Origin of the sequence: Streptomyces sp. NPDC052687 (assembly GCF_040678395.1) — a bacterium.
Classification (GTDB): Bacteria; Actinomycetota; Actinomycetes; order Streptomycetales; family Streptomycetaceae; genus Streptomyces.
This window is the reverse complement of sequence record NZ_JBFATR010000004.1, coordinates 77472-91523: the sequence shown is the minus strand read 5'-3', so window position 1 is coordinate 91523 and position 14052 is coordinate 77472. Positions and strand designations below refer to the sequence as shown.

Genomic DNA, 14052 nt, shown 5'->3' with positions numbered 1-14052 from the left:
GAACAGCGGTATGCGCAGGGAGGGGACGAAAGAGCGTGCGCCGCATACGATGAGCCGCATGGGTGACGTACTGGCCGGATTTCATGCCGCCTGGGAGTTCGAGTCCGACTCCGTGCTCATCCGTTACGAACGGGGGATTCGGACACCCAAGCTGTTCCAGGCGCTCGGTGAGCGCCGGGTGCCGCTGGCGGCGTTGCAGGGGGTCACGCTGACCCCCGGGAAGCGCGGGACCGTCGTGCTGCGCGCGGAGGTGCGGCCGGGCGCCGACCCCGTGCTGGAGGCGGCGGACGGGCAGCTGAAGGAGAACGGGGATCCGTACCGGCTGGTACTGCCGGCCGAGCAGGAGATGCTCGCCGAGTACTACGCCGACGAGCTGCGGGCACGGCTGACCGAGTCGGGACCGGCGGACCGGTTCCTCGTGGCCGCGCCCGGCGCCCCGCTGTCCTTCAAGGCGTACGACGGGAAGGCCTCCTTCGACGGGACGACCGTGCGGTTCCGGTGGTTCTGGACCGGGGCGTCGTCGGCGAAGTGGAAGGCCGGCGACCAGAGCTTCCCCGTCACGGAGCTGGGGGGCGTCGAGTGGCGCTCCCCCGAGCTGTTCGAGGGGTATCTGCGGCTGCTGCGGCGGGACGGGTGCGGTCAGGACCAGCCCGCGCAGGCCGATCAGGATCCGGCGGCGGTGGTGTTCGGGCTGGGGTACGGGCCCGTGCACGAGTCGTTGCCGTTCGCGGCGGCGGTGCTGGCGGCGGTGCGGGCGCAGGGGCCGGTGCCCGCGGTGGCCGTGGCGCACCGGCGCCGCGACCCCGCGGACATCGCCGAGCGGATCCGGCACCTCGGGGAGCTGCATCAGGCCGGGCTGGTCACCGACGAGGAGTTCTCCGTGAAGAAGGCGGAGCTGCTCGCCGAGCTGTGAGCGGCCGCCGGGGGCCGGGCGGGTTCACTCCCGCCCCGCGGACGTGAACGCCATGTCCGCGTACCGGTCACCTGCCACCAGGGAGGCGAGCGGTTCCAGGACGGCCAGGTCCTCTTCCGTGAGGGTGAGGCGGGCCGCCGCGGTGTTCTCGTCCACCCGGCCGGGCTTGCTGGTGCCCGGGAGGGGGATCACCGGGAGGCCGTGGACCGTCTGCCGGTGGTGGACCCAGGCCAGGGCGATCTGGCCGGGGGTGGCGTCGCGGCGGGCGGCGACCTCGCGGACCCGGTCCAGCAGCACCGCGTTGGCCGCCGCGTTGTCGCCGGTGTAGCGGGGCTGCCGACGGCGGAAGTCGTCGGGGGTGAGGTCCTCGGCGCGGGCGAAGGAGCCGGTGAGGAAGCCCCGGCCGAGCGGGGAGTAGGCGACCAGGGCGACGCCGAGCGCGGCGGCGGCCGGGACGACGTTGCGTTCGATGTCGCGGCTGAACAGCGACCACTCCGACTGCACGGCGGCGATCGGGTGCACGGCGTGCGCGGCGCGCAGCTCGCCGGCCGTCACCTCGCTGAGGCCGAGGTGTTTGACCTTGCCCTCGCGGACCAGTTCGGCCATGGCGCCGACGGTCTCCTCGATGGGGACCCGCGGGTCCCGGCGGTGCATGTAGTAGAGGTCGATGACGTCGGTGCCGAGGCGCTTCAGGCTGGCCTCGACGGCCCGGCGCAGGTACGGCGGGTCGTTGCGGATGATGCGCCGGGCGGGGTCGTCCGGCGGTATCGACAGCCCGAACTTGGTGGCGATGACCAGCTCGTCGCGGTGCGCCCGTACGAAGGGGGCGAGGAAGCGTTCGTTGTCCCCGTCGCCGTAGGCGTCCGCCGTGTCGAACAGGGTGACGCCGCGTTCCAGGGCCCGTTCCAGCGTGGCCCGGGACTCCCCGGCGTCGGCCGGGCCGTAGGCGAAGCTCATGCCCATGCAGCCGAGGCCCTGTCCTCCCACCTCCGGGCCGTGCGCGCCGAGCCGGACGGTGGGGAGGGTGGTGGTGGTCATCGGGTCCTCTCGGAGTAAATGCCGATCTTGCGGTCGAGTACGGCGAGCGTGTCCTGCAGTTCGGTGATCCTCTTGAGGACGTCCCGGCGGGTCGCCTCCAGCAGTTCGCGCCGTTCGGGGTAGGTGTCGTCGCCCTGGCGCACCAGCTCGGCGTACCGGACCATGTCCGCGACCGGCATTCCGGTCAGCCGCAGCTTGCCGACCAGGTCCAGCCAGTCCAGGTCGCGGTTGGTGTAGCGGCGCTGGCCGGTGTGCGAGCGGTCGATGTGGGACATCAGGCCGATGCGCTCGTACCAGCGCAGGGTGTGGGCGCTCAGGCCGGTGAAGGCGGCGACCTCGCTGATCGTGTAGCGGTCCTGGCCGTCCGGGCGGGGGTGCCGGGGTGGCGCGGCGGAGCAGATGTCGGTCGTGCTGGGCTGGTCGTCGGTGGCCGCGGGCATGGTCTGCATCACCGTCATGGCCACCACGCTATGACCTTGGAGTGCACTCCAGGCAAGGAGAATCCCGCCGGACCCGTCGACGGGAGCACAGCGGTGAGCGCTTAGGCTCGACGCATGTCGCTGAACAGCCTCGCGTTGATCGAGAACTGGCCTGTTCCCGCCGCCGCAGCGGGTGTCGTACGGGCCGACGGCACGGTCCTCGGGACCCACGGGCCGGTGGACCGGCCCTTCCCGCTGGCCTCGGTGACCAAGCCACTGGCCGCGTACGCGGTGCTGGTCGCCTACGAGGAGGGCGCGATCGAGCTGGACGAGCCGGCCGGGCCACAGGGCTCGACGGTGCGTCATCTGCTGGCGCACACCTCGGGGCTGGCCTTCGACGAGCACCGTTCGACGGGGACGCCCGGCGAGCGGCGGCTGTACTCGAACGCCGGGTTCGAGGTGCTGGGTGATCATGTGGCGAAGGCCACGGACATCCCGTTCGCCGAGTATCTGCGGCAGGCGGTGCTGGAGCCGCTGGGGATGACGTCGACCTCGCTGGAGGGGTCCCCCGCGAAGGACGGGGTGTCGAGCGTGGCGGACCTGCTGCGGTTCGCGGCGGAGGTGCAGGCGCCGCGGCTGCTGGATCCGCGGACGGTGGCCGAGGCGATGAGCGTGCAGTACCCGGGGACCAAGGGGGTGCTGCCGGGGTACGGGCACCAGAACCCCAACGACTGGGGGCTCGGCTTCGAGATCCGGGACGGGAAGTCACCGCACTGGACCGGATCGTCGTCCTCGCCGCGGACGTTCGGTCACTTCGGGCAGTCCGGGACGTTCCTGTGGATCGACCCGGACGCGGGCGTGGCCTGCGTCGCCCTGGCCGACCGCGCTTTCGGGCCCTGGGCGGTCGAGGCGTGGCCGCCGTTCACGGACGCGGTGCTGGCCGAGGTGCGCGGCTGAGCCGGCGGGAGCGGTGACCGCGTGCGGGTTACGCGGTCATCTCCCAGAGCAGGACGTCCGTCGCCGTCCGCGCCCGCGCCTCCACGGCCTGCGTCCCGGTGATCCTCGCCGAGTCGCCGGGGCCCAGTGTCCGCGTGTCCAGGCGCAGGTCGCCCCGGACGACGTGGAGATAGCGGAGGGGCGCGTCCGGCAGGGCGGTCCGCCCGCCCGGTGTGAGGCTGAGCACATGGAGGGTGGCGCCGGCGGCGGGCACCGGGTACGGGGTGGTGAGCGCCCGGGTGACCGCGTAGGAGGGGGTGCCGCCGGGTGTCAGGGGGGTCAGCCACATCTGCAGGAAGGTGAGCGGGGTGTCGCCGTCGTTGCGTTCGACGTGGCGGACGCCGGCCGCGGCGCTCAGGTGCTGGACGTCTCCGGGGCGTACGACGCTCTCGCGGCCCGTGGAGTCACGGTGGGTCAGCTCCCCCTCGACGACCCAGGTGACGATCTCGGTGTGGCTGTGCGGGTGCTCGTCGAAGCCGGCGCCCGGGGCGAGCCGCTCCTCGTTGCAGGCGATCAGCGCGCCGAAGCGCAGGTTGTCGGGGTCGTAGTGCGAGCCGAAGGAGAAGGCGTGCCGGGATACGATCCCCGACTCCGGGTCCCCTCCGGGAGAGCGCTCGCCGGCGCGCCGTATGTCCATCACGCATCCCACCGTAGACGTCCATGACGACCCGGCGGAGCATGCTCCCGTTCCGATAAGGCAGTCTTGTCCCCGTGCCCGAACCCGAATCCAGCAGCCCCGTAGCCGCACGCCGCGCCCATCCGCACGACGCGACCCTGAAGCGGCTGGAGAAGTCCTCCGGATCCCTCGCCGCGCAGGCCATCGCGCGCATGGACGAGACCCTGCCGTGGTACCGGGCCATGCCACCGGAGAACCGTTCCTGGATCGGGCTGGTCGCGCAGGCGGGTATCGCGGCGTTCACGGAGTGGTTCCGGCGCCCGGACGCCCCGCAGGCGATCTCCACCGATGTCTTCGGGACCGCGCCGCGCGAGCTGACCCGGGCGATCACGCTGCGGCAGACCGTGGAGATGGTGCGGACCACCATCGAGGTCATGGAGTCGGCCATCGACGAGGTCGCGGCGCCCGGTGACGAGTCCGTGCTGCGCGAGGCGCTGCTGGTGTACGCGCGGGAGATCGCCTTCGCCACCGCGCAGGTCTACGCCCAGGCCGCCGAGGCACGCGGTGCCTGGGACGCCCGCCTGGAGTCGCTGGTGGTGAACGCGGTGCTGAGCGGGGAGGCCGACGAGGGGGCGGTCTCGCGGGCCGCCGCGCTGGGCTGGAACTCGCCGGAGCACGTCTGCGTGGTGCTGGGCACGGCACCCGACGGCGACTCCGAGCTGACCGTGGAGGCGATCCGGCGGGCGGCCCGGCACGCCAAGCTGCAGGTGCTCACCGGGGTCCTCGGGGACCGGCTGGTCGTCATCGCCGGCGGCAGCGACAACCCGCTGGCGGTCGCGAAGTCGCTGATCGGGCCGTTCGCGGCGGGGCCCGTGGTGGCGGGTCCGATCGTGCCGGACCTGCTGGCCGCGACCCGGTCCGCGCAGGCCGCCGCGGCCGGGCTGAAGGCGTGTTCCGCCTGGCAGGACGCCCCGCGGCCGGTGCTGGCGGACGATCTGCTGCCGGAGCGCGCGATCGCCGGAGACCCGGGCGCCCGCGAGCAGTTGGTGGAGGAGATCTACAGACCGCTGGAGGAGGCCGGGTCCGCGCTCCTGGAGACGCTGAGTGTGTACCTGGAGCAGGCGAGCAGTCTGGAGGGGGCCGCCCGGATGCTCTTCGTTCACCCGAACACCGTCCGCTACCGGCTCCGACGTGTGACTGACGTCACCGGCTGGTCCCCTTCCGATGTACGCTCCGCCTTCACACTGCGGATCGCGCTCATCCTGGGGCGTCTGGCCGACGGGGATGCCCAGCCCTAGGCTTTTGTGCGGGATCCACAAAACCCCCTGCTGTTCTTCGTCCTTGTCCCCACGGGCGGCCGTGCCCGTCCCCAAGAGAGAGTGTGAGAGTGCTCGTACTCGTCGCTCCCGGCCAGGGCGCTCAGACGCCCGGCTTCCTGACCCCCTGGCTCGACCTGCCCGGTGCCGCCGAACGCGTCGCCGCCTGGTCGGAGGCCATCGGACTGGACCTCGCCCACTACGGCACGAGGGCCGACGCGGAGGAGATCCGCGACACCGCCGTCGCCCAGCCGCTGCTGGTCGCCGCCGGCATCCTGTCGGCCACGGCACTCGGTGACATCCGGCCGGGTGCGGTCGCGGGCCACAGCGTCGGTGAGATCACCGCCGCCGCCCTCTCCGGCGTCCTCGACGACACCGCCGCGCTGACCCTCGTGCGCAAGCGCGGGCTGGCCATGGCGGAGGCCGCCGCGATCACCGCGACCGGCATGTCGGCGCTGCTCGGCGGCGACCCCGAGGTGAGCGTCGCCCACCTGGAGAAGCTGGGCCTGACCCCGGCGAACGTCAACGGCGCCGGCCAGATCGTCGCCGCGGGCACGCTGGAGCAGCTGGCCGCGCTGAACGAGGACAAGCCCGAGGGCGTCCGCAAGATCGTTCCGCTGCAGGTGGCCGGCGCGTTCCACACCCACCACATGGCCCCCGCGGTCGACAAGCTGGCCGAGGCCGCCCGCGCGCTCACGCCCGCCGACCCGGCGGTGCCGTACGTCTCCAACAAGGACGGGCAGACCGTCGCCACCGGTGACGAGGTCGTCTCCCGGCTGGTCGGCCAGGTCGCCAACCCGGTCCGCTGGGACCTGTGCATGGAGACCTTCAAGGCCATGGGCGTCACCGCCCTGCTGGAGGTCTGCCCCGGCGGCACCCTCACCGGTCTGGCCAAGCGCGCCCTGCCCGGTGTGCGGACGCTGGCCCTGAAGACCCCCGACGACCTCGACGCGGCCCGTGAGCTGATCGCGGCCGCCACCGAAGCTGCCGCCGACGCGGCGGGCGCCTGAGCCCGAAGGAGCCGACCGACCCATGTCGAAGATCAAGCCCGCGAAGGGCGCCCCGTACGCCCGCATCCTGGGCGTGGGCGGCTACCGGCCCACCCGCGTGGTGCCCAACGAGGTGATCCTCGAGACGATCGACTCGTCGGACGAGTGGATCCGTTCGCGGTCCGGCATCCAGACCCGTCACTGGGCGAACGACGAGGAGACCGTCGCCGCGATGTCGCTGGAGGCGTCCGGCAAGGCCATCGCGGACGCCGGGATCACCGCCGGGCAGATCGGCGCGGTGATCGTCTCCACCGTCACGCACTTCAAGCAGACCCCGGCCGTCGCCACCGAGATCGCCGACAAGCTCGGTACGAACAAGGCCGCCGCCTTCGACATCTCGGCGGGCTGCGCCGGCTTCGGGTACGGCCTCACCCTCGCCAAGGGCATGATCGTCGAGGGTTCCGCCGAGTACGTCCTGGTCATCGGCGTGGAGCGGCTGAGCGACCTCACCGATCTGGAGGACCGCGCGACGGCCTTCCTGTTCGGTGACGGCGCCGGCGCCGTCGTCGTCGGCCCCTCGGACGAGCCCGCCATCGGCCCCACCATCTGGGGCTCCGAGGGCGACAAGGCCGAGACCATCAAGCAGACCGTGCCGTGGACGGACTACCGCACGGGCGACGTCGAGCGGTTCCCCGCGATCACGCAGGAGGGCCAGGCGGTGTTCCGCTGGGCCGTCTTCGAGATGGCGAAGGTCGCCCAGCAGGCGCTGGACGCGGCCGGCATCACCGCCGACGACCTGGACGTCTTCATCCCGCACCAGGCCAACGAGCGGATCATCGACTCGATGGTGAAGACCCTCAAGCTGCCGGAGACCGTCACGGTCGCCCGCGACGTGCGCACCACCGGCAACACCTCGGCCGCCTCGATCCCGCTCGCGATGGAGCGGCTTCTGGCGACCGGCGAGGCGAAGAGCGGCGACACCGCGCTCGTCATCGGATTCGGGGCGGGTCTCGTCTACGCCGCGTCGGTCGTTACCCTCCCCTAGGCACTCCGTGCCGGATCGAGCCGATCCGTCGCGGACGCCACCGCCACACCCTCTGGAAAACAACGAAGGAGCGCCAACATGGCCGCCACTCAGGAAGAGATCGTCGCCGGTCTCGCCGAAATCGTGAACGAGATCGCCGGCATCCCGGTTGAGGACGTCCAGCTGGACAAGTCCTTCACCGACGACCTGGACGTCGACTCGCTGTCCATGGTCGAGGTCGTCGTCGCCGCCGAGGAGCGCTTCGACGTCAAGATCCCCGACGAGGACGTCAAGAACCTCAAGACCGTCGGCGACGCGACCGAGTACATCCTCAAGCACCAGGCCTGATCCTCGATCAGGCTGCTGCCTGCCCCGCCACCCGGCGGTGGCGCCGCTGAATCCACCGATCTGGAGAAAGAATTCCCGTGAGCCCGACCAATCGCACCGTGGTCGTCACCGGTATCGGCGCAACCACACCGCTGGGTGGCGACGCAGCCTCCACCTGGGAGGGCCTGGTCGCCGGGCGCTCCGGCGTCAAGCCCCTCGAACAGGACTGGGCCGCCGAGCAGGCGGTCCGGATCGCCGCGTCCGTGGCCGTGGAGCCCTCCGAGGTCATCCCGCGGCCGCAGGCCCGCCGGCTGGACCGGTCCGCGCAGTTCGCGCTGGTCGCCGCCCAGGAGGCGTGGGCCGACGCGGGCTTCACCGGCAAGGCCGGTGAGGACGGCTCGGTCGACCCCGACCGGCTGGGCGCGGTCATCGCCTCCGGCATCGGTGGTGTGACGACCCTGCTGGACCAGTACGACGTGCTGAAGGAGAAGGGCGTCCGCCGCGTCTCCCCGCACACCGTCCCCATGCTCATGCCGAACAGCCCGTCGGCGAACGTCGGTCTGGCCGTGAACGCCCGCGCGGGTGTGCACACGCCGGTCTCCGCGTGCGCGTCCGGCGCCGAGGCCATCGGCTACGCCATCGAGATGATCCGCACCGGCCGCGCGGACGTGGTCGTCGCGGGCGGTACGGAGGCGGCCATCCACCCGCTGCCGATCGCCGCGTTCGGCAACATGATGGCGATGTCCAAGAACAACGACGACCCGCAGGGCGCGTCCCGGCCGTACGACGTCGCGCGGGACGGCTTCGTCCTCGGCGAGGGCGCCGGTGTGATCGTCCTGGAGTCCGCCGAGCACGCCGCCAAGCGCGGGGCGCGGGTGTACGCCGAGGCGGTCGGGCAGGGCATCTCCGCCGACAGCCACGACATCGTGCAGCCGGAGCCGGAGGGCCGCGGCATCGCGCACGCGCTGCAGAACCTGCTGGAGCGCACCGACCTGGACCCGGCGGAGATCGTGCACGTCAACGCGCACGCGACGTCGACGCCGGCCGGTGACGTGGCCGAGCTGAAGGCGCTGCGGAAGGTGTTCGGTGACGAGGCGGACCACTTCGCGGTGTCCGCGACGAAGTCGATGACCGGGCATCTGCTGGGTGGTGCGGGCGGTGTCGAGTCCGTCGCCGCGATCCTGGCGCTGTACCACCGGGTGGCGCCGCCCACCATCAACATCGAGAACCTCGACCCGGAGGCGGAGGCGCACGCGGACATCGTCCGCGGGGAGGCGCGGAAGCTGCCCGTCGAGGGCCGTATCGCTGCCCTCAACGACTCGTTCGGCTTCGGTGGGCACAACGTGGTGCTGGCGTTCCGGACGGTGTGACTCCGTCGGTTGTGAAGAGCGGCCCGTCCCCTTCGGGGGGCGGGCCGTTCGCCGTTCTGTCGACGGTGCGTTGCCGGGTCGGACCGTGGGGGGTTCTCGCGCAGTTCCCCGCGCCCCTTGGGTGGGTTCTCCCGGCCGTGGTCTACACGACCTGGTGGAGCCAGCGGACCGGGGCGCCCTCGCCCGCGTATCTGAACGGCTCCAGCTCGTCGTCCCAGGGCTTGCCCAGCAGCTTGGCGATCTCCGCTTCCAGGTCGGTCTCGCCGCGCTGGGAGCGCAGCAGGGCGGCGCGCAGCCGGTCCTCGGGGATCAGGATGTCGCCGTGGATGCCGGTGACGGCGTGGAAGATGCCGAGGTCCGGGGTGCAGCTGTAGCGCTCGCCCTCGGCGGTGGGGCAGGGTTCCGCGGTGACCTCGAAGCGCAGCAGGTGCCAGCCGCGCAGCGCGGAGGCCAGCTTGGAGGCCGTGCCCGCCTCGCCCTGCCAGGAGAACTCCGAGCGCCAGGTGCCGGGGGCGGCGGGCTGCCGGATCCAGTCGAGGTTGACGCGCGTGCCGAGCACCCCGGCGACGGCCCACTCGACGTGCGGGCACAGCGCGCGCGGCGCGGAGTGCACGTACAGAACTCCACGTGTCGTCACCGGTACCTCCGGGCTGAGCGGGACTGGGGGCGGACGGGCGGGCGGCGGTGGCCCTGCAGGCCACGTTGATGGCGAGGCTACCGTGCGGCGGCGCAAGGAGTGTGACGTACCGTCGGTCCCGGTACCGGGAAACCTCCGCCATTCACCCGGCAGGACGCCTGTGCGGGTGTGACCCGTTCCATGAGGTGCGCCGGGAACCCTGGGACGCTGTCATGGGTTGGAGAACATGACACGACATCACGGGTGACAAGGGATGGACCAGGGCATGCGGAAGCCGCGCGACCGTCGCCGCCGTGCGCGGGCGGTCCTGGCGGGGATGACCGCGGCCGCCGTGCTGGGGGTCACCGGGTGTGACGCCGTGGGCGGTGACGCGCCGAGCCCGCCGGGCAGCGCCGAACGCCGCGCGTCGCCCACGCCGACCCCGGACTGGGACACCACCCCGCGGTCGGTCGCCGCGGTCGGCGACTCCATCACCCGCGGCTTCGACGCCTGCACGGTCCTGTCGGACTGCCCCGAGGTGTCGTGGGCGACCGGCAGCAGTCCCGAGGTCGACAGTCTGGCCGTGCGGCTGCTGGGGCGGTCGCGGGCGGCCTCGCACAGCTGGAACTACGCGGTGACCGGGGCGCGGATGGCGGATCTGCCCGGGCAGATGGCGCGGGCGGCGGCGCGCCGGCCGGAGCTGGTGACGGTGATGGCGGGCGCGAACGACGCCTGCCGGGCCTCGGCGGACGCGATGACGCCGGTCGCCGACTTCCGCGCGGACTTCACGGAGGCCCTGCGCACCCTGCGCCGCGGCGCGCCCAAGGCGCAGGTGTACGTGGCGAGCGTGCCCAATCTGCTGCGGCTGTGGCAGCAGGGGCGGACCAGCGCGCTCGGCCTGCAGGTGTGGAAGCTGGGGATCTGTCCGTCGATGCTGGGTGACGCCGAGGCGCTGGACGCGGCGGCGCGGCTGCGGCGGTCGACGGTGCATGAGCGGGTGGAGGCGTACAACCGGGTGCTGCGCGAGGTGTGCGCGCAGGACCGGTACTGCCGCTCCGACGGCGGCGCGGTGTTCGCGTACCGGTTCGGGGTGGCGCAGCTGAGCCAGTGGGACTGGTTCCATCCGAGTGTGGACGGCCAGGCGCGGCTCGCGGAGATCGCCTATCGCACGGTGACGGCCCGCGAGGCGCCCTAGGGGGTGGTGGCGCCGGCCGGGTGGGCACGGGCGGCGGATCGCGGGCTGACGGGACGAGCCCCGGTCCGGTGTCAGGTGCCGGACCGGGGCTGCTCGGCAGGACGAGTCGTCCCAGGGTTCAGACGGTAGCCGGCACGGTGATCCTGCGGTCGGCGATCGAGCGTCCCGCCTGGATCTCGTACGAACCCTTCACAAACGACCACGAGTTGGTCGTCTCGTCCCAGATCTCGAACGCCCGGCGGGGGAGGTCGATGCGGGCCTCGGCGGTCTCGCCGGGGGCCGCCTCGACGCCCGCGAATCCGGCGAGCCAGCGCGCCGGGCGCTCGGCGCCGGGCTCGGCGGGGGCCAGGTAGACCTGGACGACCTCGCGGCCGGGGCGCTCGCCGGTGTTGCGGACGCGGACCGTGACCGTGCTGCCGTGGACCTCGGCGGACTCGTAGGCCCAGGTGGTGTAGCCGAGGCCGTGGCCGAAGGGGTACGCGGGGGTGCGGCCCGCCTTCTGCCAGGCGCGGTAGCCGATGAAGACGCCCTCCTCGTAACGGAGTTCGCCGTTCTCCGGGGTGACCCGGGTGACCGGGGCGTCGGCGAGGGCGCCCCAGGTGGTGGGGAGGCGTCCGCCGGGTTCGTGGGCGCCCGTGAGCACGTCCGCCAGGGCGGCGCCGCCCTCCTGGCCCGGGAACCAGGTCAGCAGCACGGCGGCGACCTCGTCGCGCCACGGCAGCTCCACCGGGGAGCCCGCGTTGACGACGACCACGGTGTCGGGGTTGGCGGCGGCGACCGCGCGGACCAGGTCGTCCTGGCGGCCGGGCAGCCGCAGGTCGGTGCGGTCGAAGCCCTCGGACTCGACGTGTTCGGTGGTGGCGACCACGACGACGGCCGTGTCGGCGGCGCGGGCGGCGCGCACCGCCTCGGCGATCAGCTCGTCGGGGTCGCGCTGCGGCTCTTGGTGGGCGAGGGAGAAGGCGACGGCCTTGACGCGGACGCCGGCGGGCGGGTCGACGACGTGGGTGAGGGAGACCGGCACCGGCTGCCCGGCGGTGAGGGCGACCCGGGCGCGCGGCACGGGAGCGGCGAAGACCGCCTCGAAGGGGTCGTCCTTGGCGGGGCGCTGGTCGTCGTCGTAGTACGTGGTGCCGTCGACGGTGAGGGTGAAGCGGCCCGTGCCCTGGACGCCGAAGGTGTGGGTGCCGGTCTCGCGGGGGGTGAAGGTGCCGGTCAGCTCGACGGAGTGCAGGTTGTCGTGCGTGACGCCGTCGGGGAGGTCGTCGCCCAGCCACTGGATCCGGCCGTTGGGGGCGGTGGCGGTGGCGATGGGGGCGCCGTGCGCGTCGCGGCAGTCGGCGCGCAGCTCGAAGCCCGAGCCCGCGACGGCGAGTTCGGTGCTGGGGTCGGCGCCGACGGTGTAGGTGAGGGTGCCTTCGGGGAGGGCGGCGGTGAGGCCGTCGAGCGGGGAGACGGTGCGGGCGGGGAAGACCGTGGCGGAGCCGCCGCCGAGGACGCGGGCGTCGCGGGCGGCGGCGCCGGTGAGGGCGACCGTGCGGCCGGGCCTCAGCGGCAGAAGGCTGCGCTCGTTGCGGACCAGGACGAAGGAGCGGCGGGCGATCTCGCGGGCCAGGGCGGCGCCGTCCACGTCGGCGGGCGGCTCGGTGACGGCGGGCTCGGCGCCGTCGAGGAGGCCGACGCGGGCGGCGAGGCGCAGGACGTTGCGGACGGCGTCGTCGACCGCGGCCTCCCGGACCCGGCCGGCGCGGACGGCCTCGGCGAGGGCGGGGCCGTAAACGGTGTCCGGGCCCGGCATGGCGATGTCGAGGCCGCCGTGCAGGGCGGCGACGGTGTCGCGGGCGGCGGTCCAGTCGGAGACGTTGACGCCGTCGAAGCCCCACTCGCCGCGCAGCACCTCGTTCACGAGGTACCGGTGCTCGGTCATGGTGGTGCCGTTGACCGAGTTGTAGGCGGTCATGACGCCCCAGGGGCGGGCGCTGCCGACGATCGCCTCGAAGGGGGCCAGGTACAGCTCGCGCAGGGCGCGGGCGGGGATCACGTTGTTCACGGTGAAGCGGTCGGTCTCGGCGTCGTTGGCGACGAAGTGCTTCACGGTGGTGCCGACGCCGCCGGACTGGACGCCCGTCACATAGGCGGCGCCGATCCGGCCGGTCAGGTACGGGTCCTCGCTGTAGGCCTCGAAGTGGCGGCCGCCGAGCGGGGAGCGGTGCAGGTTGACGGTGGGGGCGAGCAGCACGTGGACGCCCTTGCGGCGGGCCTCCTGGGCGAGCAGGACGCCGGCGCGGCGGGCCAGGTCCGGGTCCCAGGCGGCGGCGAGGGCGGTGGGCGAGGGCAGGGCGACGGAGGGGTCGTCGGCGCTCCAGCGCACGCCGCGCACCCCGACCGGCCCGTCCGACATCACCAGGGAGCCGAGGCCGATCGCGGGCAGCGCGGGCAGGGTCCAGGCGTCCTGGCCGGCCAGCAGGCGGGTCTTGGTGTCCAGGTCGAGCCGGGCGAGGGCCGCCTCGACGGCCGTGTCCAGGGGTGCCGGGGTGCTGGCCATGGCGGTGCCTCCTTGTCGGGCCGGTGCGGGCGCCTCCTCATGGTGCACCGGGCGCCTGTGAAGCATTAGGTTTCGTTATCTTGTCGTTATATGACGAGCACACGGATGTCGTACGGTGACGCCATGGGCGCGAGGGTCAGAAGCGAGGAGCGGCGGGCCGCGATCGTGCGGGCCGCGCTGGAGGTCATCGCCGAGCGCGGCTACCGGGGCGCGAGCATGGCGGCGGTCGCGGAGCGGGTCGGGCTCACCCAGCAGGGACTGCTGCACTACTTCCCGACCAAGGACGCCCTGCTCGTCGCCGTGCTGGAGGAGCGCGACCGCTGGGACGCGATGCCGGCCCGGCAGTGGCGGATGGACCTGCTGGCCCCGCTGGTGGAGTACAACGCGATGCGCCCCGGCATCATCCAGACCTTCGCGGCGCTGCTCGGCGAGAGCGTGACGGGCGGTCATCCCGCCCGCGGCTACTTCACCGAGCGGTACGTCCAGGTCCGCCGGTCGATGACGGAGGTCCTGCGCGCCGAGTACGGCGACCGGCTGCCGAACGGGCTCACGCCCGAGCGCGTGGCACCGCTGCTGGTCGCCGTGATGGACGGCCTGCAGTACCAGTGGCTGCTGGACCCGGAGTCGGTGGACATGCCGGGGGCGTTCCGGGACTTCCTGAGCCTGCTGGGCGAGGAGTGACCGCGTA

Annotated in this window: 14 protein-coding genes; 9 read left to right on the top strand and 5 right to left on the bottom strand. The window is 73.0% G+C overall.

Annotation, left to right across the window (positions count from 1 at the left end; all coding sequences use genetic code 11):
- The first annotated feature begins 58 nt into the window (after window positions 1-58).
- Window positions 59-913, top strand: coding sequence for a DUF4429 domain-containing protein (locus AB0K92_RS06630; RefSeq protein WP_365920057.1), 855 nt, complete (start codon window positions 59-61; stop codon window positions 911-913).
- Between the two features lie 24 nt (window positions 914-937).
- Here the strand turns inward: AB0K92_RS06630 and AB0K92_RS06625 are convergent, their stop codons facing one another.
- Window positions 938-1951, bottom strand: coding sequence for an aldo/keto reductase (locus AB0K92_RS06625; RefSeq protein ID WP_365920055.1), 1014 nt, complete (start codon window positions 1949-1951; stop codon window positions 938-940).
- Entirely contained in the window at window positions 1948-2409 is a 462-nt protein-coding gene (locus AB0K92_RS06620; protein WP_165997995.1) for a MerR family transcriptional regulator, read from the bottom strand. The genes AB0K92_RS06625 and AB0K92_RS06620 overlap by 4 nt, the downstream gene beginning before the upstream one ends.
- Window positions 2410-2505: 96 nt before the next feature.
- On the opposite strand from AB0K92_RS06620, the gene AB0K92_RS06615 reads away from it, so the two are divergent.
- Window positions 2506-3327 carry a serine hydrolase domain-containing protein gene (locus AB0K92_RS06615; protein WP_365920053.1) on the top strand — a complete coding sequence of 274 codons (822 nt, stop codon included), beginning with the start codon at window positions 2506-2508 and terminating at the stop codon, window positions 3325-3327.
- Window positions 3328-3355: 28 nt separating this feature from the next.
- Here AB0K92_RS06615 and AB0K92_RS06610 read toward each other — a convergent pair whose 3' ends face one another.
- Window positions 3356-4003: a pirin family protein gene (locus AB0K92_RS06610; protein ID WP_365920340.1), complete on the bottom strand. Its 648-nt coding sequence runs from the start codon at window positions 4001-4003 to the stop codon at window positions 3356-3358.
- 74 nt (window positions 4004-4077) lie between these two features.
- On the opposite strand from AB0K92_RS06610, the gene fasR reads away from it, so the two are divergent.
- From fasR to AB0K92_RS06585, 5 genes are all read left to right on the top strand, one after another.
- Window positions 4078-5280 carry a fatty acid biosynthesis transcriptional regulator FasR gene (fasR, locus tag AB0K92_RS06605; RefSeq protein WP_165997999.1) on the top strand — a complete coding sequence of 401 codons (1203 nt, stop codon included), beginning with the start codon at window positions 4078-4080 and terminating at the stop codon, window positions 5278-5280.
- A gap of 89 nt (window positions 5281-5369) precedes the next feature.
- Window positions 5370-6308, top strand: a complete 939-nt coding sequence (locus AB0K92_RS06600; RefSeq protein WP_365920051.1) for an ACP S-malonyltransferase — start codon at window positions 5370-5372, stop codon at window positions 6306-6308.
- A gap of 22 nt (window positions 6309-6330) precedes the next feature.
- On the top strand, window positions 6331-7332 hold the full coding sequence (locus AB0K92_RS06595) for a ketoacyl-ACP synthase III (RefSeq protein WP_165998003.1): 1002 nt from the start codon (window positions 6331-6333) through the stop codon (window positions 7330-7332).
- A 78-nt stretch (window positions 7333-7410) separates the two neighbouring features.
- Window positions 7411-7659 (top strand): acyl carrier protein, encoded by a 249-nt coding sequence (locus tag AB0K92_RS06590; RefSeq protein WP_029384719.1) that lies wholly within the window; start codon window positions 7411-7413, stop codon window positions 7657-7659.
- A 77-nt stretch (window positions 7660-7736) separates the two neighbouring features.
- Window positions 7737-9008 carry a beta-ketoacyl-[acyl-carrier-protein] synthase family protein gene (locus AB0K92_RS06585; RefSeq protein WP_365920048.1) on the top strand — a complete coding sequence of 424 codons (1272 nt, stop codon included), beginning with the start codon at window positions 7737-7739 and terminating at the stop codon, window positions 9006-9008.
- A gap of 142 nt (window positions 9009-9150) precedes the next feature.
- Here AB0K92_RS06585 and AB0K92_RS06580 read toward each other — a convergent pair whose 3' ends face one another.
- Entirely contained in the window at window positions 9151-9645 is a 495-nt protein-coding gene (locus tag AB0K92_RS06580; protein ID WP_086168131.1) for a DUF3145 domain-containing protein, read from the bottom strand.
- A gap of 265 nt (window positions 9646-9910) precedes the next feature.
- On the opposite strand from AB0K92_RS06580, the gene AB0K92_RS06575 reads away from it, so the two are divergent.
- Entirely contained in the window at window positions 9911-10819 is a 909-nt protein-coding gene (locus AB0K92_RS06575) for an SGNH/GDSL hydrolase family protein (protein ID WP_365920046.1), read from the top strand.
- Between the two features lie 118 nt (window positions 10820-10937).
- Here the strand turns inward: AB0K92_RS06575 and AB0K92_RS06570 are convergent, their stop codons facing one another.
- Window positions 10938-13364 carry a glycoside hydrolase family 3 C-terminal domain-containing protein gene (locus AB0K92_RS06570; protein ID WP_365920044.1) on the bottom strand — a complete coding sequence of 809 codons (2427 nt, stop codon included), beginning with the start codon at window positions 13362-13364 and terminating at the stop codon, window positions 10938-10940.
- Window positions 13365-13469: 105 nt separating this feature from the next.
- Here AB0K92_RS06570 and AB0K92_RS06565 point away from each other — a divergent pair, with 105 nt between their 5' ends.
- Window positions 13470-14045, top strand: coding sequence for a helix-turn-helix domain-containing protein (locus AB0K92_RS06565; protein WP_365920338.1), 576 nt, complete (start codon window positions 13470-13472; stop codon window positions 14043-14045).
- Window positions 14046-14052 lie beyond the last annotated feature (7 nt).